This is a genomic window from Tomitella biformata AHU 1821 (assembly GCF_000524475.1).
Classification (GTDB): domain Bacteria; phylum Actinomycetota; class Actinomycetes; order Mycobacteriales; family Mycobacteriaceae; genus Tomitella; species Tomitella biformata.
Genome location: NZ_BAVQ01000035.1, coordinates 113,194 through 137,447, shown reverse-complemented (window position 1 = coordinate 137,447; position 24,254 = coordinate 113,194). Strand labels below are relative to the sequence as shown.

Genomic DNA, 24,254 nt, shown 5'->3' with positions numbered 1-24,254 from the left:
TATCAGCACTGCCTTCAAGACGCGATAAAACTAGTTCTCTCCAGCGGAAACGCGACTTTGACGTGACCCTGGCGAATCAGACTTCCTGATGGGCAAGTGAACAGTGTGCGGACAGTGGCCGCCCCCCACCCCGAAAAGTTACGGTTGCGTAACGATGCGAGGGGCGAGGACGCTTTCCATAGCGGAGCCCACAGCTCCGCCGCCCGCCCGCGCCACAGCGCGGGACCAGCAGTGACTAGGCGGGGAGCTCGCATGAGCCACTACCGAAGCAACGTCCGCGATCTAGAGTTCAACCTGTTCGAGATGCTCAACCTGGCGGACGTCCTCGAGTCGGGGGAATTCGGCGACCTCGGCCCCGACACCGCGCGCACCATGCTGGCAGAGGCTGCGCGGCAGGCGGCCGGCCCGCTGGCCGAGTCCTTCGCCGACGCGGACCGGCATCCGCCCACTTTCGATCCCACGACGCACACCGTCACGCTGCCTGACGGATACAAGGCTTCTGTGCGCGCGTGGATGGAGGCCGGCTGGCTGCGCGTCGGGCTCGCCGCGGAGGTCGGTGGCACCCCCGCGCCCTCGATGCTGGCCTGGGCGCTGCGCGAGTTCCTCGTGGGCGCGCAGCCGTCGGCATACATGTATCTCGCCGGCGCGCCCTTCGCGGACATCCTGCACAGCATCGGCAATGCCCAGCAGAGGCATTGGGCCTCAATGGTTCTCGATCGGAACTGGGGCGCGACAATGGCGCTCACCGAGCCCGAAGCCGGCTCCGATGTGGGGGCCGCGCGGACGAAGGCCATTGCCCAGGATGACGGCACCTGGCACATCGAGGGCGTCAAGCACTTCATCACCTCGGGCGACTCGGACGATCTTTTCGAGAACATCTTCCACCAGGTGCTGGCCCGCCCGGTCGGCGCCGAGCCCGGCACCAAGGGGCTGAGTCTGTTCCTCGTGCCGAAGTTCCTCTTCGACTCCCAGACCGGTGAGCCCGGCCAGCGCAACGGAGTGTTCGTCACCGACCTCGAGCACAAGATGGGCCTGCGGGCGTCCGCCACCTGCGAGTTAACCTTCGGCGCACACGGGATCCCCGCCACCGGCTACCTGGTGGGCGACAGCCACGCGGGCATCAAGCAGATGTTCAAAGTCATCGAGGAAGCCCGAATGATGGTGGGCACCAAGGCGATAGCAACGCTCTCCACCGGCTACCTCAACGCGCTCGCCTACGCGAAGACCCGCATCCAGGGCGCGGACCTGACGCGGGCCGCCGACAAGAACGCGCCCCGCGTGAGCATCACCAACCACCCCGACGTGCGGCGCAGCCTGCTCCTGCAGAAGAGCTATGCGGAGGGGCTGCGTGCGCTGTACCTCTACACCGCCGCGCACCAGGATGACGCCGTCGCGCTGCGAGTCTCCGGAGCCGACCCGGAGCTGGCGCACAAGGTCAACGACCTGCTGCTGCCCATCGTCAAGGGCGTCGGCTCCGAGCGCGCCTACTCGTGCCTGACGGAATCGCTGCAGACCCTCGGCGGCTCGGGCTATCTGAGCGACTACCCGCTGGAGCAGTACGTGCGGGACTCGAAGATCGACTCGCTATATGAGGGCACCACCGCCATTCAGGCGCAGGACTTCTTCTTCCGCAAGATTATCCGCGACCGCGGGGTCGCCCTGGCGCATCTGGCCGGGCAGGTGCGGCTGACAGTGGAGGCCGAGGATGGCAATGGTCGGCTCAAGGTCGAGCGCACCAGGCTCGGCGCAGCGCTGGACGATGTGCAGACGATGGCCGCCACCCTGACCGGTTTCCTGATGGGCGCGCAGGAGCGCCCCGCCGAGCTGTACAAGGTGGGCCTGGGATCGGTGCGCTTCCTGATGTCCGTCGGCGACCTGCTCATCGGCTGGCTGCTGGTGCGGCAGGCGGAGAGGGCGCAGGCCGCGCTCGACGCCGGAGCAGTGACGGACAAGGATCGAGCATTCTATGAGGGCAAGCTCGCGATCGCGACGTTCTTCACCCGCAATGTGTTGCCGGAACTCTCGGCAACTCGCGAGATCTTGGCGGACCTCGACATCGCGGCGATGGAGCTAGACGAGTCCGCGTTTTAAACACCGCAGCGTTTTAGAGTGCCTCGACCGGGTCCGCTTCTGTGGGACCGGAGGCAACGGCCGCCTGCTCCTCCGTCAACTCCAGCTCTCGGATCGCGATGCGCAGCACCGCCAGCATCACCAGCGCCAGGCCGAACCCGAGGAGCGCGCCGAACTGTTGAGTGGCGAAGTTGAAGACCTCGTTCACCAGCAGGTCCACGACGATCGCCGCGCGGAGGATCCGTAGCGCCGTCAGATACTTATCCCGAATCAGGAAGCCGACGCCGATAAACACCATCACGGTGATCACGATGCCGGAGAGCACCGCACCCAGTTCCGCGACGCCGACGATCGTCACCACCTCTTCGGTCGCCAACGCGACGACGACGCTGAGCGCCACCAACGCCGCCTCGAGGATGAAGAAGCCAATCACGATGCGGCGCGTGATGCGGCGCGCCAGCAGGCGGCCGATCCCGCGGTTGGTGGCGTCGCGCCACTGTGTCAGGCGGTGCTCGAATCCGCGGTCCACCGAGGTCTCCACCCGCAGTGCAGCGGCGACCTCCGCCGCCACCCCCGTCAGGTCCGGATCTGAGATCTCGTCGAGCAGCACCAGCACCAGCGCGCGACGAGCCTGCGTGAGCTGACCCAACGTCTCGTCAGTCAAGGCGTCAAGCCCGGTTGTGAGCCGCAGCCGATCCGTGATCCCGCGCCGCCGCAAGAGCACGACCACCACCAGGTAGAAGGCGACGAAGACCACGTACATCACTGCGATCGCCGGCTCGAAGAAGTAGTCCACGTTCTTGGTCAGGAACTTGCCGACCTCATCGATGAACAGCCCGAAGCCGATGCCGCCGAGGAATGCCCCCCGGGTCTTCGCCCGCCCGCCCGGCACAATCACCATCAGGACGATGGCGATGCCGAGCAGAAGCCCGCCCCAGAGCACGTGGGCGACATGCAGGTTGCCGCCGCCGACCTGCGGGAAACCCGTTGCGGCGAGGTAAGCGCGGGTGATGAGCACCGTCGCGACGGCGGTGAAGAGGAAGATCTCGAATCTGCCCAGCGGCGCGCGGTCTTTGAGCCCGCCGGCTTTAGGGTGACCCGCAAGTTCGTGGCGCACAACGCACCTCCTCGTCGCGGCCCGTCAGCCAGGACGCCTAGCTAGGAGAGTATCCACGCTCCCAGTCCGGCACCCACGGATTCGCCTCAGCGCTCTGTCCCGGGTTTCCGATACCTGGCGTTTTGGAACGCCGAGCCGATACTCTGATTCGGAATATGTATCCGCCATACCCGCTAATGGGCCGATCCGATTGGGCTTCCCCGAATGACCACCCCTTCTTCCACGCCTGATCCCAGGCGCTGGCTGGTCCTCTGCTTCATCGCCCTAGCCCAGTTGATGGTGGTGCTCGACGGCACCGTCATCAATATCGCGCTGCCCCACGCGCAGGAGGACCTGCACTTCAGCGATGACAGCCGGCAGTGGATCATCACCGCCTACGCGCTCTCGTTCGGCAGCCTGCTCCTGCTCGGCGGCCGCATCTCCGATAAATTCGGGCGCCGCAAATCCCTCATGATCGGCCTGATCGGCTTCGCGACAGCCTCCGCGATCGGCGGCGCGTCGGTGAACTTCGAGATGCTCGTCGGCGCTCGCGCGCTGCAGGGCGCGTTCGGCGCGATCCTCGCCCCCGCGGCGCTCTCCCTGATCACAGTGATCTTCACCGAGGGCAAGGAGCGCGCGAAGGCGTTCGGCATCTACGGCGGCATCTCCGGCACCGGTGCCGCGGTGGGACTGCTGCTGGGCGGTGCCCTCACCGAGTACCTCGACTGGCGCGCGACGATGTACGTGAACGTCATCTTCGCCGTCGTCACCGTGTCCGGCGCCATCTGGATCATCCGCGAGCCCGCCGGAAAGAAGGACACCAACCCGATCGACATCCCCGGAGTCCTGCTGGTCGCCGGCGGCCTCGCCTCGATCGTCTACGGCCTCGGCCGCGCGTCCAACGACGGCTGGTCCAACCCGGTCACCATCGCGATGATGGTCGGCGGCCTCCTGCTGCTCGTCGTGTTCGTGCTCGTCGAGAACAGGGTGTCCCACCCCCTGCTGCCGATGCGCGTGCCCCGCAACCGCAACCGCGGCGGCGCCTACCTCACCCTGGGGTTGGCCGTGATCGGCATGTACGGGGTCTTCCTGTTCATGACGTTCTACCTGCAGACCATCCGCGGCTACTCGCCGATGATGGCCGGCGTCGCGTTCCTGCCGATGGTGTTCGGGATGCTCGGCGGCTCGACCCAGATCGCCGCCCGCCTCACGCCCTACGTCCCCCCGCGACTGTTGATGGGCCCCGGCCTCCTCGTCGCGGCGACCGGCATGCTCATTCTCACGCGGATCGGCTTGGAGTCCGACTACTGGACCACCGTCGCCCCCGGCATGTTCCTGCTGGGCCTGGGCCTGGGCACCACGTTCATGACGGCGACCAGCCTCGCGACCGTGGGCATCGAGAGCGAGGACGCCGGGGTGGCCTCCGCGATGGTCAACACCTCGCAGCAGATCGGCGGGGCGATCGGCACCGCCCTGCTCAACACCATCGCCACCGGCACCACCGCCGCCTACATCGCCTCGCACGCGATCAACAAGACCGCGCCCGACGCCCGCTCGCTCGAGGAGCGTCTCGAGCTGCAGGGCACCGTCGACGGTTTCGTCCGTGGCACGTGGTGGGGCGTCGCGTTCCTCCTGTCCTCCGCAGTCATCGCGGTCACCATGATCAACCGCGGCAAGCTGTCCCAGGACAAGCCGGCGGCATCTACCTCCAGCAGCGCGGCTCCCGCACTCGACGGCGACGATGACGACTTGCTGGAAAGGACGCCCGTCTAACCCCGCCGGGTTCGGCCGCCGCGGATATCCTGGGCACAAACCACCCACCCCATCGGAGCTCCCCATGCGAATCCACCTGACCAGCATCTTCGTCGACGATCAGGATGCGGCCCTGCGCTTCTACACCGAGGTGCTGGGTTTCGTGAAGAAGACCGACGTGCCCGCGGGCGAGTACCGATGGCTGACTGTCGTCTCCCCCGAAGACACCGGTGGCACTGAGCTGCTGCTCGAGCCCTCCGTCCATCGCGCCGTCAAGCCCTATCGGGATGCGCTGATCGAGGACGGCATCCCGATGACCGCCTTCGCCGTGGACGATGTGCGCGCGGAGTTCGACCGGCTCAGCGGCCTCGGAGTGCGGTTCACCATGGAGCCGGTGGAGATGGGCCCAGTGGTGATCGCGGTGCTGGACGACAGCTGCGGCAACCTCATCCAGCTCCAGCAGATGTTGTAGGGCTGCTCAGTCGAACGCGGTGTCCGGCAACCAGTCCGCATCGAAGAGCGCCGCGATCTCCCGCAGCGCCGACGCGTCCCCGTCGACGCTCGCGGAGGTCAGCAGCAGTCGGTCCACCATGGTCCGGGCCGCCGTCTCCTCCACCGTGCCGGACGCGAACAGCAGGCTCCACGGGCACACCTGGTAGTCCCGGTGCGCGCGACCGATGGTCTGCCGCGCCTGGATGCCGGAGTACCGCGGCTGGTGGAAGTAGCCGATCCGCTTGGCGTCACTGGCCCTCGAGCCGTCGGCCATCAGCTCGCTGGCCTGCAGGTTGATCGCGGAGGCGGTGTTGAACACCACGACGGGGTTCTGACCGCGTTGGAACTTCAGCCGCTCCGCCTCCAGGTCCCCGCCGCCGAAGATGCGGGAGACTCCGATGCCCTTGTCCTCCAACATCTCCGAGACCGGGTCGGCGGCAGTCGTCACCAGCTCGACGGCCACCAACACCTGGTAGCCACGCTCGACGGTGGCCGCGACCAGCTCCGCGGTCTGGGGCGCGCGCAGCATCCCGGCCTTCTGGCGAAAACGCATGAGCGCCGCGCGGCCCCGGGCGATGTTCTTGCCGCGTCGGGCTAGGTTCATCTCCCGCTGGAACTCGCCCCACTCCTGGTTGTAGAGCGCCCACTGCTCCGCGGTGAAATCCAGCGGCAAACCCTCGATGGGCGCCTGGCCCCACGGCGCGTCGCGGTGCAGCATGGCGGGCGGCTCGGCGTCGGTGAGCCACTCGCGCACCCGCCCGGCGGCTGCGGCCTGGATCGCTTGGGAGTCCTTCGCGTCCTCGTCCCACGCCCACTTTCCCTTGTCCCAGCCGGGCTGCAGCGGCAGGCCGCGCTCCACAAGCTTCGCCCCGAGGTTCGCCCACTCCGCGGGCTTGTCCCCGTGCAGCTGCGCGAACAACGAGGACAGGTACGTGTATTCGCCCGTTATGCGCAATCGCGGTGTCTCATGAGACACTAGCAGTACTCGCCCGCCCGATGAAGCCCCGCCTCTGAGGATGGGCGCTGAACGCCGGACGGTCCCGCCAACCGGCTGAAGCACCACGCGGAACCCGGCAAACCCCACAGCGGTCCGCCCGACTCCCGCTACGGGAGAACCCCGGGGTCGACTCCAGTTGCCTCACACATCCGCCGAAAGTGCTCGTCGTCTATGGAACGGAGGAAGTCCATACAACGTCGGATCTGGCCATGAACAACACGCGCATCCAGCACATCGACGCTCTCGTTACCCTCACCGTGAGAGTAACGATTACAGAAGTCATACACGTCACGGAACGGCTCGCCTTCGCTGTCCCGGACGAGCTCCTCCAGTTGCTGCATGAAGTCGAACCGATGAGGCGCTTTGTAGCTGGCAAACACCTCCAGAACTCGCCTAGCCGCATTCGGCAGAAGGAATAGCCGCTCATGATCTTCCGAGTCCGCAATTCCGGCCATCACCATCGAAAAAAGATAGGCATATTCCGATGTATTGTTAAGCAAAATCGGAGTTAGCCTTCCGATATTTGATTTTCGCTCACCGTTGATCGATGTTGCATACATTTCCAGGAACTCCACCTTCGGAAACATCGCCTCACCAAGGTCCCCTGCCTTGATTCTCTTCATGGACTTACCCCAAGCGTTCTTGTGAGACTTGATGAAGAGCCTCAAAAGGCTGAAGTCGTGAGTGAAGATTACATACTGACCAACCCCTTTTAGAGCATCTAGGAGCCAGTGATGGGTTGCGAATAACGCTTCCCTGTCCAAGGAGCTCGACGGATCATCAATGATCACCATACGCTGCGCTCGGTCCCCCCCGACTACTTCCTCATCCTCTAGCTTACGGAGGAAGTAGAGCAACGAAAGCGTGGTTCGCTCCCCCTCGCTGAGATCAGTGGCGGCACGACCTCCTCGATGACACGAGTATGACTTCCCATCCTCCGTCACCGTGATATTCAGATGCGATTTTCCGTAGACGCGGGACAAATCATCGGATAATTTGTCCGCCATGTCCTTTGTCGTGAACTGCGCTTGCCGCACCTCCCCAAGTCGGACCTCAGCCAATCGGGCAGTCTGATTGCTCGCTTCGCACTTCTCCCTGCAAGCTTGCTCCTCCTTTTCTAAATCACGAAACTCTTGCCCCTTCGAGCCAACGATATGGCTGAGTACATTCCCCTTGCGATTTGCTACAACGTCCTCATGACGCCGAGCCTGATCATTATGCTCCCCAATGGATTCGACAAGAAGCCTTATCGATAAGGGATCATTTATCATCGACCATTCGGGCTCCGACGGCATAACACTGGGGTCTGCAATCTTCTCCCCAAGTGCCGATTCAATCAAATCAAGAATCAGAATTCTCTCCTCGATACCGGAATTCACCTGATCAAGGGCCTTCGCGTAACCGGACTGAAGCTCTCCCACCAATAGGGATGACTCGGGCAAAGAAGCCTGCCACTCCATATACATATTCTTTTCACGAGCAACCGCGCTGTGCAGCTCTTTGGCGCGGCTGCGAATCTGAAGCCAGCTCTCATCGAAGTGGCTCGACAACTGCCGGCGACGCTCACTGTCGATACGACTGTCACAGAACAGACAGAGATCCAGATCCTGATGCATCTCCAGCCCTTGCTCAACCCATGTTTGCGCTTTCACGCTTCTTTCGAGCGCTTCCAGCGCAACTCTAGTGGGGGTATCAGCCAACAAGGCCCCCAACCCTTCGAGCCCCTCAGCAATGCCCATATTTGGCGGGAAAATTTCGGCAACTGGCCCCGGAGCACTCTCACCTAGAAGTCGCAAAGATTCCGCATACACTTTACTGTCAGGGAATTTATCCTTCGCATTGCGAAGGTCCTCCGACACCCTGAGGATTGTGTAACGATTCTTAGTGAAGTGTATGTAGTCAAATTCCCTAAGCTCCGAGACAATTCGGTCCTGCACCTCGCGCGCTAATGCACTGGCCTTATCTCCAGCTTTCACCTTCTCACTGTTAGCCTCGCTCGCATCTCCGAGCAGCCGCTCAATCTCTTCTTTGAGGGAATCCTCTTCTTCTTTAGCCTCAATGGCCGCCTGCCCAAGCGTGACAATGGCAGAGGCATTCTTCCCGTCCAAGAATGCAGCAAGGTTCAGATCGACCCACTTTCGCGTGAAGACTGCCATACTTGGAGAAGGGCTTGCATCGCCCTGTTCTATGTCTTCTCTTCGGCCATCGTCATGCTCCCATACCAACCTTGTGGCACATTGGCCGTCAGCGAGACTCAGCAGCAGTTCCGAGATGGTGGACTTCCCACTGCCGTTATGGCCATAGACCACGGTACGGCCACCGAACGGAAGATCAGCAGGCCAAAATCCATTGCCAAGAGACCGCCATTGTTCTTTAAGATCCAGTCGACGCAGCATACATCGATACTAGTGCCTAGAATCATTTTGAGGAGGTAAGCGCGCACGTCCTCCACAAGGTAAATCGAATCAGTGGCTGAAGTCGCCGGCGTCTGCTGGCGACAAGTACACCTAGACCGTAGCTACCGGTACCAATGCTCTGCGCGACTGGATCTATAGCGGTCGCAGCATCTACCTCAGGATTCCGCGGTCATGGCCTAGGCTGGATCGATCTTGCGCTGCCAGACCCAGTCTAAGACCGACCGCTCCCGCCATGCCGCAGGTAATCTGCGCTTGTCTCGATACAGCGAAAACTAGCAGGTCGCGCCGTCTGAACTCTAGCTAGTTTCTACCAGTCGTATGACTCTGTTGAATCATATATGCGGTACAACGGCCTCTTCGAGTCCGTGACTCAGCGCCTCCAAAGCCTCTGCTCCCACAGGCTCCTCCGCGAGCATTGGCACCACAGCGAGTCGGCGTCTGGGGGCCGCTGCGATCGCGTCGATCTCCGCGATCTCATTGGCCGCGCGGCGCCGTAGGAACGTGGATGTCGGCTGTGCGGCGGCCAGCGAGTTGTTGACCACCCACGCCCACGGGGTGATCCCGGCCCGCTGCAGATCTGCCTCCAGCCCCTCCGCCTCAAGACGAGGGGTGATCTCCGCGAGCGTGACCAGGATGACCTTCGTCTGCGCCGGATCCTGCAGGCGCATCAGCGGTGTGGTGAAGTTCGTGTTCTTGCCCATCTGGCGGGCGATCTCGCGGTGGTAGGAGCCGGTGGCGTCGAGCAGCAACAGCGTGTGCCCGGTGGGGGCGGTGTCGACGACGACGAATTTGCGGCGTGACTCGTGGATGACCTTCGAGAACGCCTGGAACACGGCGACCTCCTCGGTGCACGGGGACTTCAAGTCCTCAGCGAGAGTGGCGCGGCCCTGCTCGTCGAGCGCGGATCCCTTCGAGGTCAGCACCCTCTCGCGGTACGCGGCGGTGGCCTCCTCGGGGTCGATGCGCGAGACGGCGAGGTTCTCCAGCTGGCCATCGAGGGTGCCCTCGAGGTGCGCCGCGGGATCGGTGGTGGTCAGGTGGACGTCATTGCCACGGCGGGCCAGTGCGACGGCGATCGCCGCGGCGATGGTGGTCTTCCCGACGCCGCCCTTGCCCATGCACATGATGAGTCCGTGGTCGGACTGGGCGAGCTCGTCGACCAAGACCTCCAGCGGCGCGTCGACCACCTCCGGCAGCGGGTCCGAGTCCAGGGTGGTGACGATTGCGGTGGCGGGCTCAGCGGTGGCGAACAGCGTCTTGAGGGAGTCGATGCCGACCATGTTGGCCGCCTTCAACTCGACGATGTCCAGCGGCAGGCTCCGCAGCGAGTCGGGCAGCCCGGCGAGCACCGCCTGCTCACGCCGGTAGATTGCGCCGGCCAGCGCGTCGTCGCCCTGCGGCTCCGGGAGCACCCCGTTGACGACGACATGCTGGTGCGTCAGGCCGATGTCGGCGAGTTCGCCATGGGTGCGGGCGATCTCGGCGATCGGGGAGCGTGCGGGCCGGGAGACGAGGACCAATCGGGTGCGGTCGGGGTCGGCGAGCGCGTCGACGGCGTTGGCGTAGATTTCCCGCTGCTTCTCCAGGCCGGCGAGCGGGCCGAGGCACGAGGCGTCGCCCTTGCCGTCGTTGAGGAACTCCGTCCACGATCCGGGCAGTTGTAGCAGCCGGATCGTGTGGCCGGTGGGCGCGGTGTCGAACAGGACATGGTCGAACTCGGCGATGGCGTCACCGGTGTCGGTGAGCAGCGCCGTGAACTCGTTGAACGAGGCGATCTCGGTAGTGCACGACCCCGAGAGCTGTTCGGTGATCGAAGCGAGCTCGGCCTCGGGCAGCAAGCCGCGCACCGGCCCGACGATGCGCTCCCGGTATGCCTCGGCCGCCTGCTCGGGGTCGATCTCCAGGGCGGACAGGCCCGGGATCGCGGGCACCGCGGTGATGGTGTTGCCGATTTCGAGGTCGAAGACCTGCCCGACATTCGACGCGGGGTCGGTGCTCACCAACAGCACCGACTTGCCCTGGCGGGCCAGCGCGACCGCCGAGGCGCAGGCGATGGACGTCTTGCCGACGCCGCCCTTTCCGGTGAAGAACAGGAAACGGGGCGGGCTATCGAGGAACTTCATGTCGGGCAAGGCCTTTCAGCAGCAGGTGGAGGAGGCGTCGTCGCCGCAGCAGGAATCGGCGGCGGCGGCGTCGGCGAGACCGAGCAGGGTGATGCCGGTAGGCGCCGCGGCGGACTCCGGAGCCGGCAGGCCGGCCCACTTCGCGAGCTGCGCCCGGTCCGGGTACCGGCCGGTCTGCGCGGTGACCCCGTCGACGAGGACGAGCGGCAGCCCCTCCGACCCGGCAATCTGCAGGAACGCGGTGACGGGCTCGCGCTGCGTGAACGCGATCGGCTCGCTGGCCAGGTTGAATCGGGTGATGTCCCCGCCCTGGGAGCGGACCCAGTCGAGGTCGGCGGAGAAGGTCACCAGGGCCTGGTCGACGTCGTCTCCGCACACTCCGGTGCTGCAGCACAGCGCGGGCTCGAATACTTCGATGGTGCTCATGGGATCTCCTCTTATCGGGTGGTGGAAGGGGCGAGTCGGGTCGTGAGGTCGTCGACACGGGCGGCGATGTCGTCGCGCACTAGGCGCATGCGCTCGATGCCGTCGATGCCCCGCTCGGACGGCTCGTCGGTGTCCCAGTTCTCGAAGTCCGTGCCGGGCACGGGATCTACGTGGGCTTCCCCGCCCAGAGTGACCACGATGTCGACGTCGCGCACCAGTCGCGGGTCGATGGGTTGCGGGCTTTCGCCGGTGATGTCGACCCCGATCTCGAGCAGGGACTCCGCGGCGAGGGCGTTGACCGCGGAGCCCGGCTTGGTTCCGGCCGAGTAGACCTCGACGGTGTCACCGACAGCGGCGCGCATGAGCCCCGCGGCCATTTGGGACTTGCCACCGTTTTTCACGCACACGAACAGCACTGAAGGCTTGGTCATCAGGGGTTTCCTTGGGGTTAGGCGGTGGCGGGGACGAGCTCGGCGATGAGCGCTTCCACCCGCCGGCGGATCTCGTCGCGGATAGGGCGGACGGCGTCGAGCCCCTTACCGGCTGGGTCATCGAGCACCCAGTCGCGGTAGCTGACGCCGGGGAAGACCGGGCACGCGTCGCCGCAGCCCATCGTGATGACCACGGTCGAGGTCTCGACAGCGTCCGGGGTGAGGATCTTCGGGGACTGTGCGGAGATGTCGATGCCGACCTCCGTCATGGCCTCGACTGCCGCGGGGTTGATGGTCTCCGCGGGGGCGCTGCCGGCGGAGCGGACCTCGATTTGGTCGCCGGCCAGGTGGGAGAGGAAGCCTGCGGCCATTTGGGAGCGGCCCGCGTTGTGCACGCAGACGAAGAGCACGCTGGGTGTGGTCATGGGTATTCCTGTCGTTGGGCGGGAAGCTATGCGGAGACTGTCGTGTCTGTTCTGGCTTTGAACCGTTTGCGCAGGGTCAGCGAGAGGTAGGCGAGCCCGACGAGGATGGGCACCTCGATGAGCGGGCCGACCACGCCCGCGAGGGCCTGGCCGGATGCGACGCCGAAGGTCCCGATCGACACCGCGATGGCGAGCTCGAAGTTGTTGCCCGCCGCGGTCATCGACATCGCGACGGTGCGGGGATAGCCGAGGCCGATCGCCGCGCCGACGCTGAACGAGATGCCCCACATGAGGACGAAGTAGAGCAGCAGCGGGATCGCGAGACGGGCGACGTCGAGGGGGTTGGTGGTGATGGCCTCGCCCTGCATGGAGAACAGGATCACGATGGTGAACAGCAGCCCGTAGAGCGCCCACGGCCCGATCTTGGGCAGGAACTTCTCCTCGTACCATTCCCGGCCCTTCGCGCGTTCGCCGTAGTGGCGGGTGAGGAAGCCGGCGAGCAGCGGGAGGCCGAGGAAGATCAGCACGGATTTCGCGATTTGCCACGGGGAGGCGGAGATGGATGTCTGCTCGAGGCCGAGCCAGCCGGGCAGGATGTCGAGGTAGAACCAGCCCAGAACCGCGAACATCACGACCTGGAAGACGGAGTTGATGGCGACCAGGACCGCCGTCGCCTCTCTATCCCCGCAGGCGAGGTCGTTCCAGATGATGACCATCGCGATGCAGCGGGCCAGCCCGACGATGATCAGCCCGGTGCGGTACTCGGGGAGGTCGGGCAGGAAGGTCCAGGCCAGCGTGAACATCAGCGCGGGGCCGACGACCCAGTTCATGACGAGGGAGCTGGCCATGAGCTTGCGGTCGCCGGTCACCGTGTCGAGGCGGTCGTAGCGGACCTTGGCCAGCACCGGGTACATCATGATGAGCAGTCCGAGCGCGATCGGGACGGAGACGCCGTCGATCTGGATCTTGTCCAGCGCGGTGTTCAGCCCCGGGATCATGCGGCCGAGCAGCAGGCCAGCGGCCATGGCGATGCCGATCCACACGGCGAGGTAGCGGTCGAGGGTGGACATCCTCGGCGGGCATTGCAGGGTGGTCATGCCGGCACCTCGTCCATCGCCAGGTCATTGCCCAGGAGCACAGCGGAGAGTTGGCGCAGCGCACCCGGGACGACCCAGTAGTAGACCCAGGTGCCGCGGCGCTCGCAGTCGAGCAGTCCGGCCTCCCGCAGCACCTTGAGGTGGTGGGAGATCGTCGGTTGGGAGATGTCGAAGCCGTCGGAGATATCGCACACGCACGCCTCGCCGCCGGGGTGCCCGGCCACGAGGGTGAGCAGGCGCAGCCGGACGGGGTCCCCGAGGGCCTTGAACTTGCGGGCGACGTCGGCTTCCGCCTCCGGTTCATATCCCGGCACAGGCGGAGACACCGGCGGGCAGCATGGCCCGGACAGCTCTTGATTCGACATGCGCTGATATTGACACTTGTCGAATCATCACGCAAGCCTCACCATTTCGCACAACTGTCCAGGTTCACGCGGAGAACCCGGCTACGGTGCTGCTATGACGTCAGAAGCAGCGGACATCGCGTGTGCAATCGACCTTGATGGATGGAAACCGGGACTGGTCCAGGCCCTGTGGAACGACCCGGATATGCACGGGGTGCGCACCGCCATTCGCAGCCTCGCGTCACTGCTCGCAAGTCTGGTTGAGCGCCCCGAGGAGGTGACGTTAGTCGTCGCAATCGACCTCGCCGAAGCGGTGATGCGCCGCGACCCCTCCAGGCCCTACACAACGGATCGCGGGTCCGGCATGGTGGGCGGGCGCACCATGCAAGTCGACGATGGCCGGATCGACGTCATCTTCGACGCGAACTGGCTGGTCGCCCTTGATGAGAACCGCCGGCTGATCCCCAATCAAGCGGGTATCGCCTTGATGAACCGTTCGATCACGCACGAGGCGCAGCACGTCATCATGGCCCAGTGCGGCTCTGATCTCACCGCCTATGGCCGATCTAAAATCCCAGGGTTCATGAACGTGCACATGTTCGACGCCGCGAGCAACGCCCTAGACGAACACCGAGCCGAGTGCGGCGCAATCAAACTCGCGGGAAAGAAACCTCCCACCAGGGGCGACGTCGAGGATGTGCTCGGGGCCCTCGGGGGACAACTGTCCGTGGTTGACGCGGCCTACCGAACATCCCGCAACGCGCCGCAACTCGCTTACGGGGCCATGGACGCATGCGGGTCCGTGTGGGTTGCGATGGCCTATTGGGCCGCCGCTCACCGGACGGGTGACGGAATTACGCCGCTGCCGGCCGAGATCACGGATTCGACGCTCTGGCACCGATACGTGGGCGACACGTGGGACGCCATCGCGTCGGCGATGTGCCTCGTGCCCGTCTCCGATCTGGCGACGCCGCCCGATGTCCTCCATTCCGTTGCACTCACTATGTCCGCAGCTCTGCGGGAGTCACTGAACACCATTGGCTTTCACTACACGGACGATGAGACCGGTTCCGCGTTCTACGTGCATCGCCACGATTTCCCGTCGGCGTGAGATTCCCAGACGAGACCGTGGCCACGCGCTACACCGCCGCTCGGCGCTCGAGCAGCACAGTATCCCGCCACTGCCCATCAACCTGAACAATGCGCTCGCGCACACCCACGGTGCGGAACCCCGAGGAGTGATGCAGCGCGATCGCCGCACGGTCGCTCGGGAAGATGGACGTCTGCAGCGTCCACACACCGTCCTCGTCGGCGGCGATCACCTGGGCGCGTAGCAGCGATTTCCCGACGCCCCGCTCCCGCATGCCCTGCGCGACGCAGATCTCGGCCTCCGCCACGCCGTGGGCGTGGTCTCGTCTCGAAGCGGAGCTCAATGCCGCCCAGCCGACGACCGTGCCATCCACCTCGGCGACCCATCGATGCCCCGGCAGCCACTCACGGTCGAGCTCGTCCCGCGTCGGCGCACACGGCTCGGATTCGCCTGTGCGGGTGGCGATCTCGTCGCCGTAGATGCGGAGCACCGCGTCCCAGTCGCCGTCGGACATCGGGCGCACCGTGACGTCGGCGGGCAAATCCTCTGGGCAGCACGGGCGCTGGGCCAACAGCCCCATCACGGCATCCGCCGCCTGCGGCAGTCCCACGCAGCAAGCGGAGTTGACCGAGACGATGGTGCTGGTGCCCTCCTTGTGCATGGTGACGAAACCCGCGTCCGCGAGCTTGCGGACGTGATGGGAGACGGTGGGCTGGCCTATTCCCAGCGCCTCGGCGAGCTCGCCGATGGTGACGCCCGCAGGCGCACCGGCGACCTGGTGCAGCAGGCGAACTCGGGTGGGTTCTCCCAGACAGGCGAACCAGCCCGCGTAGAGCGCGGCGTCCGCCACCTCCAGCGAGCCGGTGCCCTCACCGATCTCGGAGGCCTGCAGCGGGTCCGCGATCACGCGTGTCACGTCCGTCGATGTCATACCCGCCATCATATCGATGATGATCGATGGTTGCATAGATCGACATCCGTCGATACAGTATTCATGGATCGACCAACATCGATGAAAGGGGTCGTGATGAGTGAATTGCCGGTAGTGATCGTGGGAGCAGGACCGATCGGACTCGCCGCCGCCGCAGAGCTGCGCGAACGAGGCCTGCGACCGCTGGTGATCGAGAAGGGGTCCGTCGCCGGATCCTCCGTCGCCCGGTGGAACCACGTCCGCCTGTTCTCCCAGTGGTCCGAGGTGATCGCACCGGCAGCCCAGCGACTTCTCCAGACGACGGAGTGGGTGACCCCCGAGCCGGAGTCCTACCCGACCGGTAGCGACTGGTCCGCCGAGTACCTGTCGCCACTCGCCGCCGCGCTAGGCGACGCGGTCCAGTTCGACACCGAGGTCATCGGCGTCGCCCGCCGCGGACGCGACCGCCTGGTCGACGCCGGCCGGGACACCGAACCCCTGTCGATTCACGTGCGCAGCGCAGACGGATCCGAGGACCGCCTGCTCGCCCGCGCCGTGATCGACGCGTCGGGCACCTGGAGCACCCCGAACCCGCTCGGATCCGAGGGCCTGCCGGCCATCGGAGAGCGGTCGGCCGCCGAGTCGCTCGAATACCGCGTACCCGATCTCGCCGACCCGCAGGTCCGCGAGCGCTATGCCGGCAAGCACACCGTGATCGCCGGCGCCGGGCACTCCGCGCTGACCGCGATCGTCGCGCTGGCGAGCCTCGCCAAGGACGCACCGGGCACCCGCATCACCTGGGCGCTGCGCCGCGGCGGCGTCGGCACCACCTTCGGTGGCGGCGCATCCGACCAGCTGCCCGCCCGCGGCACCCTGGGCATCCGCGCGAGTCAAGCACTCGAGGATGGGCTGCTGTCCGTGGTCACCGAGTTCCGCACCGCGGCAATCGAATCCGACGCCTCCGGGACCCACGTCATCGTCTCCGACAACGGACAGCGGATCGAGGCAGTGGACCGCGCAGTGGTGCTGACCGGATTCCGCCCAGACCTATCGTGGCTGTCGGAGGTGCGCCTGGACCTGGACCCGACGCTGCAGGCCCCGACCGAGATGGCCCCGCTGATCGACCCCAACGTCCACTCTTGCGGCACCATCTATCCCCACGGTTTCCGCGAGCTCAGCCAGCCTGAGCCCAACTTCTTCCTCGCCGGGATGAAGAGCTACGGACGGGCCCCGAACTTCCTCGCGATGACGGGCTACGAGCAGGTCCGCAGCATCGCGGCGCACCTGGCGGGCGATCAGGAGTCGGCCGGGCGGGTCGAGCTGATCCTCCCCGAGACCGGGGTGTGCGGCGGCGCAGGCGTCTTCGACGAGCCCGAGGACCAGCCCGAGTCTGACGGCGGCTGCTGCGGCGCCGAGCCCGCGGAGGCTATCCGAATCTTGGCGTCCAACACCGCCGGCCAGTAGCCGCTGTGGTCGACGCGTCGATCGCCCCGCCGCAGGCCAGCCCCCTCAGCGGGGCTGGTCTGCGGCTTCCCGCGCCGATCTGCGTCTCGCCTACTGCTAACTCTGGCTGGGCCTCGGTGACGATCCCTCCAGCGTCGCCGCCAAGTCCGAAGAAATAGTCATCACAGTCATCAGCCCTGCTTTGGTGCGGCCGGTGTTTCCTTCTGGATAGCGGCCGAGCGCCGAACCCGGCGCGGCGACGATGATGCGGATGATCTGGCCGATCGCCTCGCGGCGGTCTCGTTGGCGCAGGGCGAGTCCGAGCATGGCGACGTGATTGCGGGTGTGCGGCCATGGGTAAGGCTGGGAGATGATGTGGGCGCGTTCGAGGTGATGCCATCGGCCCGCGTTCTCCTCGGTCTCACGGGCGGTCGTCATCTCCAGTGCGTAGACCCGACGCACGTGCTCAGGCATTTTTCTCATGATGAGGATTCCGTTCTGGTGTCGTTCGCGAAGATCAGCGCACCCATGACAAGGACCACCCCGCTGGTGATATAGACGTCTGCGAGGTTGAAGGTGGGCCACCAGCCGGTGTGGAAGTAGTCGGTTACCTTGCCGTCGAGGATCCGGTCGATGACGTTGGCGGCGGCACCAGCGACGATCGCCGCTAGGCCGATGCTCTGGAGTCGCGATACCTCGGGCGCGGTCCGCCAGGCATACACCCCAATCGTGGCGGTGATTGTGGCGGTCACCGCCACAATCACGATCGCTGGAAGCTGCGCTCCAAGACTGAATGCGACCCCGCTGTTGTATGCCAGTCGCAACTCCAGCACACCAAGATCGATGATCTGCCCGTCCGACAAGACCCCGCGGGCCACCGGATCAACGATGAGCGCAACCACGATCGAGATTCCAGCGACGATGAGAAAGGTGCCCCGGCCCAGCCGCCGCGGGGACGCCGCGAATGGCTCCGACTCTGCGCTCTCAGTGGAAGTCATGACCGGCTTCCTCCGATCTGCGCCAGCACCGGGAGTTCCACAGGTGCTGCGGCGAGCTTGCTCCCGCGGCCGGCACGGACCCCGTTGGCGATGACGAATATCTCGGCGACCTCATGAACGAGAACCACCGCGGCCAGACCGAGGACCCCGAACAGCGCCAGCGGCATCAGCACGGTGATGATCGCCAGCGACAAGCCGACGTTCTGGATCATGATTCGCCGCGCCCGGCGGGCGTGACCGAGCGCCTGCGGAAGATGCCGCAGATCCTCGCCCATCAACGCCACGTCCGCGGTCTCGATGGCGACATCGGCGCCCATCGCGCCCATCGCGATCCCCAGATCGGCGGTGGCCAGCGCCGGGGCGTCGTTGACACCGTCACCGACCATCGCCGTCGGCCTGTCCGCCCGCATCGCGGCGACGATACGGGCCTTATCCTCGGGCCGCAGATCCGCGTGCACAGTGTCGATGCCCACATCGGCGGCCAGGGCATGGGCGGTCAGTGCGTTGTCACCAGTGAGCATCGCGATCTCGTAGCCGTCTCGGCGCAACCCCGTGATCACCTCGCGGGCTTCCGGCCGCAACTCGTCACGAACCGCGACTGCCCCGATCACCACGTTGCCGTGCTCGATCAGCACGGCCGTGGCTCCGGCGCTCTGCATCCGCTCGACATCGGAGGCGAGTGTGCCGTGGTCGAGCCACCCAGGCCGTCCGAGCCGGGCGGGAATGCCGTCGACGGTCCCGGTCAGCCCAGCCCCGACCACCGCGGCGGCGTCCTCAGCCGGGACCACATCGCCGGCGGCGGCAATGATCGCCTGAGCGAGGGGGTGCTCGCTGCGGGCTTCGAGCGCCGCGGCGACCCGCAGGACCTCGGACTCGGTGACCCCGCCGATAGCGGTGACCTCGATGACCACCGGCCGGTTGCGGGTCAGCGTCCCGGTCTTGTCGAGGGCGACGATGCGGATCCTGCCAAGCTCCTCGAGTGCGGCCCCGCCCTTGATGAGGACGCCGAACTTGCTGGCTGCGCCGATCGCGGCAACCACTGTGACCGGGACCGCGATCGCCAGCGCGCAGGGCGACGCGGCGACGAGGACCACGAGCGCCCGCTCGATCCACACCAGCGGATCTCCGAGCAGTCCGCCGATGAGGGCGATGAGCGCGGCGGCGAGCATCACGCCCGGGACTAGGGGTTTCGCGATTTTGTCGGCCAAGCGCTGTGCCTCGCCCTTGCGGGACTGTTCGGCCTCGACGATCCGCACAATCTTCGCGAGGGAGTTGTCCTCCGCGGCGGCCGTGACCTCGACTTCGAGGACGCCGGTGCCGTTGATGGCGCCGGCGAACGCGTCGTCGCCAGGGCCTGCCTCAACCGGCACCGATTCGCCGGTGATCGCGGAGTTGTCCAGCGCGGTGCGGCCGCTGCGGATGACGCCGTCGGTGGCGAGCCGCTCGCCGGGCTTGACGATCATGATGTCCCCGAGTCGCAGCTGTGCCGGCGGCACAGTCTGCTCACGGCCGTCGCGGAGCACGGTGGCGGTGTCGGGGACGAGGGAGAGCAGGGCCCGGAGTCCGCGGCGGGTGCGGGTGACGGCGTATTCCTCGAGGCCCTCGCTGATCGTGAACAGGAACGCGAGCATCGCAGCCTCGCCGACCGCACCGAGGAGGACCGCGCCGACCGCGGCGATCGTCATCAGGGTGCCGACGCCGATCTTGCCCTTCGCCAGCCGCTTGAGCGTGGACGGCACGAAGGTGTAGCCGGCTATGAGCAGCGCGGCCGCATGGAGGCCGAGTTCGACCGCGCGCGGCCCACCGGTCCATTCGGTGATGAACCCGGCCAGGAGCAGTACTCCGGCGATCGCGGCGGCACGGATCTCGGTGACCTGCCAGAACCTCACTGGCTCGTGGGTTTCCTCCCCATCGAGTCCTGGTTCATCGGGGCCGCAGCCGCAGGCGTCGCTCATGACTGGGCTCCAGTGTCGATGCCGTAGATCGGGCACAGCGCGACCGCGTTGCCAGTCGCGGCCAGCAGCGTCTCGGCGGCGGCGAGCAGGTCTAGGAGCTCTGGGCGGGTGAGGGAGTAGAACACTTGCCGGCCCTCGGGGCGGCCTTCGACCAGATGGCAGTCCCGCAGGCAGGCGACGTGCGCGGACACCGTCGATTGCGCTAACCCGAGCTCGCCGACAAGGTCGACAACACGAGCCTCCCCATCGGCGAGGCGGCGCACAATCGCCAACCTGGTCTCGTCGGAGAGGCTGTGGAACAGCGCGGCAGCCACCCCCAACCCCGTCCCGGAGCCTGCCCTGGTCGTGCAGCCATCAATAGAATCAATCGTCATACAACGATGATAGCTAAATCAGGCGATACAGTGGTGGTGGGGGTATAAGAAGGGTGCGGAAAACGTGATAAGTGCGGGCAGAGGCCCTGCCAACCGGAGTGGTGGCCCCTCTCGCGGTTCGAATGGGGTCGATAAACCCCATACGGGTATACCGTTCAGGGGAGATTCGGGCAGTCCCGCCTCGGCGAACAGTCGTGCGGCTGGCTATCTCTAGCTGTCAGTTCAGCCCGGCGTACGAGTGCAGGCCGGAGACCACCATGTTGATGATGAACAGGTTGAACAGCATCGCCACGAACCCGATGATGTTGATCCACGCTGCCTTCGTGTCGCGCCAGCCGGCCGTCGCCCGGGCATGCAGGTAGGCGGCGTAGACGACCCAGGCAATGAAGGAGACCGTCTCCTTGGGGTCCCAGCCCCAGAACCGGCCCCAGGCGGCCTCGGCCCAGATGGCCCCCATGATCACGCCCGCGCCGAAGACCGGGAACGCGATGACGACGGTCTTGTACGCGAGCCGGTCGAGGTACTGCGCGTCCGGCAGCTTCACAGCGAAGCGGCCGAAGCGGGTGTCCCGCTCCTGCCCCTGCGGGTATTTGATGCGGTAGAGGAACAGCATGCTGGCCACGCCGGAGACGAGGAAAATGCCGCTGCCGAGGCAGATGACCGTGACGTGGATCGGCAGCCAGTAGGACTGCAGCGCGGGCACCACCGGTGCGGACTCTGAATAGAGAATAGTGCCAGCGACAAACAGGAGGATCACTACGGGGACCAGGACGAATGCCAGCAGCGGCCGCTTCTCCTGGCTTCGGAACGTAATCAGGCCGACGCCGATGCCGACGACGCAGGTCATCGTCACGAACTCGTACATGTTGCCGAGCGGCATGCGCGACGCGGAAAAACCGCGCAGCAGCATCGAGCTGGCGAGCAGCACGAAACCGAGGATCGTCAGCGCGAAGCCCATGTTCGCCAAGCGCTCGAACAGCGGCCGGGGCGCGTCGTCGTCGATCGCCGTGGGTTCGGTGGTGGCGCCGTCGAGTGCCCCGCCGCCGGGGACGGAGCCGACCAACTCGCGCGCTTCGTCCTTGGCCACGATGGCGTTCGTCCGCACCGCCGAATAGGAGAACAGAATCAGGAGCACCGCAAGGACGAGCACCCCAAACGCCGATTTGAAGGCCAGATCACTAAAGTCCGCAAACGTCTGATTTACAGGCATAGCTCTTCTCCCGCGTCACGCCTGGGGCGGACGCTGCTCTTCTCGTGGTTCCTCGGCAAGCAGTTGCTTCCCGAGTCTCTTGAACTCCTCGCCCCACCCCGCGTGGTCGGTTCTGGCAAGTCCGCCAAGCTCTACTACTGCGCGGCGTTCCGCGACCTCGAATCCATCGCCAGATTCACCAGGCGGACCGCCGGCAATTGCGACAGGGGTGATCCGGGCCCAGATCCGCCGGCGCTTGATCACCAGCGAGATGAGCATCCCGGCCATCATCGTCACCGCCGACACGAGCACCCAAAACTGCGCCGGGTCGTAGGAGACCTGCAGGTTCGCGAACTCCTCCGCGCCGTCGAAGCGAACGATGGTGCCGTCCTCGAGGGTGACGGACTCGCCCACGCTCAGGTTCACCCGCTCCTGCTTGACCAGGCGGCCCTGCGCGATGGGCTGTGGATTCAGTCGGAAGACCGACATCGCGACACCGCTGTCCAGGCCGGAGTCACCCTTGTAGATATCGATGGCCACCATGGGGTCCAGCATCTGAGGCCAGCTAGACGTCAACAGCTTCCCGGTCTCGCCCCCGAGCTGCGACGTCGGCGCGAACAGCCCCTCAAGCGCGATCTGACTCTTGCGGGAGTCCTCGCGGCTGAGCCCCATCTCCGCCGGCGGGTCGAACAGCACCGCGCCGCTGCTGAGGAACGTCAGCACCTCCTCCGGCGCGAAAGGCTGCGTCTTCGTCCGCGACGTGCCATCAGGGAAGGTCACCGTGAACGTCGGGGCGAACGCGTGCCCCTGCAGGTACACCCGGGCACCGTCGACCCGCAGCGGTTCGTTGACGCGCAGTCGGTAGTCGTGCCAGGTGTCGGTGTTCAGATCTTCGGCGGCTTGGTACCGGATGTTCGAGGTGAACATCTCGGCCTGCCCGTTCGGCAAGTAGTCCGCCTTGAAGTCCAGCACGTCCACGCAGAACGGGTGTAGCCCGGTGCCGTCCTCGCTGAGCCCGGCCCGAAAAGTGTCATAGCCTGACGGCGACGTGTTGCAGATGCCGCTCTTGCCGTCGGCGATGACGATGACGTTGCCCTCGTAGCCGAAGATCTTGCCCAGCGCGACCGTGAGCAGCACGCCGACGAGCGCGATGTGGAAGACGAGGTTGCCGGCCTCGCGCAGGTAGCCCTTCTCCGCGGAGATCGTGATAGTCCCGTCGGCCTCTGTGCGGGTGGTCTTGCGCCAGCCGCGCAGCGCCTCCTCCACCTTGTCCGCGTTCTCCTGGGCGGACCCCGGCAGGGTTGCTGCGGCGTGGTGCGGCAGCCGTGCGAGCCGGCGGGGAGCGCGCACGGGGGGCGTGCGCAACGCGCGGAAGTGCTCGGCCACCCGGGGTGTGATGCAGCCGATGAGCGAGATGAACAGCAGCACGTAGATCGCGGTGAACCAGGAACTGCCGAAGACCTCGTACATCTGCAGCGTGTCGAACAGCGGCCCGATGACCGGGTTGTCCGCGATGTATTGGTCGACCTTCTGCGCGTTGAGGCTGCGCTGCGGCACCAGGGCACCGGGGATCGAGGCCAGGGCCAGCAGGAACAGCAGCACCAGCGCCGTGCGCATGCTGGTAAGCGAGCGCCAGAGGTTGCGACAGGTGGCGGCGAGCTTGCGCGGCAGTGACTGCCACGTGGGTGTGCTCACGTCAGTTTCCTCTTCCTTGACACTCTTGCCGGCAGCACCAAGTCGGAGTTGAAGGCCCCGCGAGGATCAGATCAGTCACTGGGATTCTGGTTCTCTACTTCTCCGCGGCGATCTGCTCAACGACGGGTTGCAGTTCCTCGGCAGTGATGGCCTTGAGGAACACCGCGGCGACGCGATGTTCTCGGTCCAGCACCAACGTTGCCGGGACGACACTGGTAGGAAACGAGCCGAGTGCCATGAGCGCACGCATCTTCGGGTCGTAGATCGACGGATAGGTCAAGTCGTAGGCGGTGACGAAGTCCTGTGCCGCGGCGCGGTTGTTATCCCGGACGTTGATGCCGAGGAACTGCACGCCCTGGTCCTTCATCGTGAGCGCCACCTGCTCCAAGGCTGGTGCCTCCGCGCGGCACGGCCCGCACCATTGCCCCCAGACGTTGATCACCACCACCTGGCCGGGGAAGTTCTCTAGGCCCACGGAGACCCCTGGCTCCATGAGGTCGTCGCCGGACAGTTCGCCAATGGCGCCGCGAACGGCGGGCGGGTCGTATCGGATCGTGGTCTGGCCGCCAGGCGAGACGAAGTCGAAGGTTCCGCCGCCGGTCGCCACCGCGTCGCCGCCCGTCGAGCAACTGGCAGCGACCAGGGCGACGGCGATGGCCATGACAACTGCACAGAAGCAACGCGCCCCTTTGATCGGGACCGATCTCACCACTGCCGCCTTCCACCGAAACTGACCCACATACTACCCAGCATAGTAGACAACGTTTCGCGATGGCCTCGCAGCGTGCTGTGGGCGGCAGAGAGCAGAGATGGCCGCTCCCCCGTACCAGTGAGCCGCATCGCCCGAGGAAAGCTTGCTAGTCCACCCGTCTGCATAGAAGCGCCGGCATGCTGCGTCGCACTGCAACGTCTCGACGCCAGGTCACAGCA

Annotated in this window: 22 protein-coding genes; 5 read left to right on the top strand and 17 right to left on the bottom strand. The window is 65.7% G+C overall.

All coding sequences use genetic code 11. The annotated features are described in order from the left end of the window. Positions 1-252 precede the first annotated feature (252 nt). Entirely contained in the window at positions 253-2,091 is a 1,839-nt protein-coding gene (locus TBIF_RS11990; RefSeq protein WP_024795037.1) for an acyl-CoA dehydrogenase, read from the top strand. 13 nt (positions 2,092-2,104) lie between these two features. Here the strand turns inward: TBIF_RS11990 and TBIF_RS11985 are convergent, their stop codons facing one another. Beyond that, entirely contained in the window at positions 2,105-3,187 is a 1,083-nt protein-coding gene (locus TBIF_RS11985) for a hypothetical protein (RefSeq protein WP_024795036.1), read from the bottom strand. 204 nt (positions 3,188-3,391) lie between these two features. Between TBIF_RS11985 and TBIF_RS11980 the strand changes: the two genes are divergently transcribed. Continuing rightward, positions 3,392-4,939: an MFS transporter gene (locus TBIF_RS11980; protein WP_024795035.1), complete on the top strand. Its 1,548-nt coding sequence runs from the start codon at positions 3,392-3,394 to the stop codon at positions 4,937-4,939. Between the two features lie 64 nt (positions 4,940-5,003). After that, on the top strand, positions 5,004-5,390 hold the full coding sequence (locus tag TBIF_RS11975; protein ID WP_024795034.1) for a VOC family protein: 387 nt from the start codon (positions 5,004-5,006) through the stop codon (positions 5,388-5,390). A gap of 6 nt (positions 5,391-5,396) precedes the next feature. Here TBIF_RS11975 and TBIF_RS11970 read toward each other — a convergent pair whose 3' ends face one another. The 8 genes from TBIF_RS11970 to TBIF_RS11935 all read right to left on the bottom strand — a co-directional run bounded on the left by TBIF_RS11970 (position 5,397) and on the right by TBIF_RS11935 (position 13,691). Next, positions 5,397-6,365 (bottom strand): hypothetical protein, encoded by a 969-nt coding sequence (locus TBIF_RS11970; RefSeq protein WP_024795033.1) that lies wholly within the window; start codon positions 6,363-6,365, stop codon positions 5,397-5,399. A 149-nt stretch (positions 6,366-6,514) separates the two neighbouring features. Continuing rightward, a complete protein-coding gene (locus TBIF_RS11965) occupies positions 6,515-8,803 on the bottom strand; it encodes an AAA family ATPase (protein WP_024795032.1) in 2,289 nt (762 codons plus the stop codon). A gap of 353 nt (positions 8,804-9,156) precedes the next feature. Then, entirely contained in the window at positions 9,157-10,947 is a 1,791-nt protein-coding gene (gene arsA, locus TBIF_RS11960; RefSeq protein ID WP_024795031.1) for an arsenical pump-driving ATPase, read from the bottom strand. A 15-nt stretch (positions 10,948-10,962) separates the two neighbouring features. Beyond that, a complete protein-coding gene (gene arsD / locus TBIF_RS11955) occupies positions 10,963-11,373 on the bottom strand; it encodes an arsenite efflux transporter metallochaperone ArsD (protein WP_024795030.1) in 411 nt (136 codons plus the stop codon). Between the two features lie 11 nt (positions 11,374-11,384). Continuing rightward, positions 11,385-11,804 (bottom strand): arsenate-mycothiol transferase ArsC, encoded by a 420-nt coding sequence (locus TBIF_RS11950; protein WP_024795029.1) that lies wholly within the window; start codon positions 11,802-11,804, stop codon positions 11,385-11,387. 17 nt (positions 11,805-11,821) lie between these two features. After that, positions 11,822-12,229 carry an arsenate reductase ArsC gene (locus tag TBIF_RS11945; RefSeq protein WP_024795028.1) on the bottom strand — a complete coding sequence of 136 codons (408 nt, stop codon included), beginning with the start codon at positions 12,227-12,229 and terminating at the stop codon, positions 11,822-11,824. Positions 12,230-12,255: 26 nt separating this feature from the next. Then, positions 12,256-13,326 carry an ACR3 family arsenite efflux transporter gene (arsB, locus tag TBIF_RS11940; protein WP_024795027.1) on the bottom strand — a complete coding sequence of 357 codons (1,071 nt, stop codon included), beginning with the start codon at positions 13,324-13,326 and terminating at the stop codon, positions 12,256-12,258. Beyond that, positions 13,323-13,691 carry an ArsR/SmtB family transcription factor gene (locus TBIF_RS11935; protein WP_024795026.1) on the bottom strand — a complete coding sequence of 123 codons (369 nt, stop codon included), beginning with the start codon at positions 13,689-13,691 and terminating at the stop codon, positions 13,323-13,325. Before TBIF_RS11935 ends, arsB begins: the two co-directional genes overlap by 4 nt. A gap of 94 nt (positions 13,692-13,785) precedes the next feature. Between TBIF_RS11935 and TBIF_RS11930 the strand changes: the two genes are divergently transcribed. Then, the gene (locus tag TBIF_RS11930; RefSeq protein ID WP_038170858.1) at positions 13,786-14,781 is read left to right on the top strand and encodes a hypothetical protein; all 996 of its coding nucleotides are present in this window, start codon (positions 13,786-13,788) and stop codon (positions 14,779-14,781) included. Between the two features lie 28 nt (positions 14,782-14,809). Here TBIF_RS11930 and TBIF_RS11925 read toward each other — a convergent pair whose 3' ends face one another. Next, complete coding sequence (locus tag TBIF_RS11925) at positions 14,810-15,691, bottom strand: helix-turn-helix domain-containing GNAT family N-acetyltransferase (RefSeq protein ID WP_024795024.1); 882 nt, start codon at positions 15,689-15,691, stop codon at positions 14,810-14,812. Between the two features lie 96 nt (positions 15,692-15,787). Between TBIF_RS11925 and TBIF_RS11920 the strand changes: the two genes are divergently transcribed. Beyond that, on the top strand, positions 15,788-17,134 hold the full coding sequence (locus TBIF_RS11920; protein ID WP_024795023.1) for an FAD-dependent oxidoreductase: 1,347 nt from the start codon (positions 15,788-15,790) through the stop codon (positions 17,132-17,134). Positions 17,135-17,230: 96 nt separating this feature from the next. Here the strand turns inward: TBIF_RS11920 and TBIF_RS11915 are convergent, their stop codons facing one another. The 7 genes from TBIF_RS11915 to TBIF_RS23540 form a co-directional block, all read right to left on the bottom strand. Then, positions 17,231-17,596: a DUF3703 domain-containing protein gene (locus TBIF_RS11915; RefSeq protein WP_024795022.1), complete on the bottom strand. Its 366-nt coding sequence runs from the start codon at positions 17,594-17,596 to the stop codon at positions 17,231-17,233. Further along, positions 17,593-18,111: a signal peptidase II gene (gene lspA / locus TBIF_RS11910; protein ID WP_024795021.1), complete on the bottom strand. Its 519-nt coding sequence runs from the start codon at positions 18,109-18,111 to the stop codon at positions 17,593-17,595. The genes TBIF_RS11915 and lspA overlap by 4 nt, the downstream gene beginning before the upstream one ends. Next, positions 18,108-20,066 carry a heavy metal translocating P-type ATPase gene (locus tag TBIF_RS11905; RefSeq protein WP_024795020.1) on the bottom strand — a complete coding sequence of 653 codons (1,959 nt, stop codon included), beginning with the start codon at positions 20,064-20,066 and terminating at the stop codon, positions 18,108-18,110. The genes lspA and TBIF_RS11905 overlap by 4 nt, the downstream gene beginning before the upstream one ends. Continuing rightward, the gene (locus tag TBIF_RS11900; RefSeq protein ID WP_024795019.1) at positions 20,063-20,440 is read right to left on the bottom strand and encodes an ArsR/SmtB family transcription factor; all 378 of its coding nucleotides are present in this window, start codon (positions 20,438-20,440) and stop codon (positions 20,063-20,065) included. The genes TBIF_RS11905 and TBIF_RS11900 overlap by 4 nt, the downstream gene beginning before the upstream one ends. A gap of 217 nt (positions 20,441-20,657) precedes the next feature. Then, complete coding sequence (gene ccsB / locus TBIF_RS11895) at positions 20,658-21,650, bottom strand: c-type cytochrome biogenesis protein CcsB (RefSeq protein WP_024795018.1); 993 nt, start codon at positions 21,648-21,650, stop codon at positions 20,658-20,660. A gap of 15 nt (positions 21,651-21,665) precedes the next feature. Beyond that, entirely contained in the window at positions 21,666-23,324 is a 1,659-nt protein-coding gene (gene resB, locus TBIF_RS11890; protein ID WP_024795017.1) for a cytochrome c biogenesis protein ResB, read from the bottom strand. A gap of 94 nt (positions 23,325-23,418) precedes the next feature. After that, positions 23,419-23,985 (bottom strand): TlpA disulfide reductase family protein, encoded by a 567-nt coding sequence (locus tag TBIF_RS23540; RefSeq protein ID WP_038170855.1) that lies wholly within the window; start codon positions 23,983-23,985, stop codon positions 23,419-23,421. Positions 23,986-24,254: the final 269 nt, after the last annotated feature.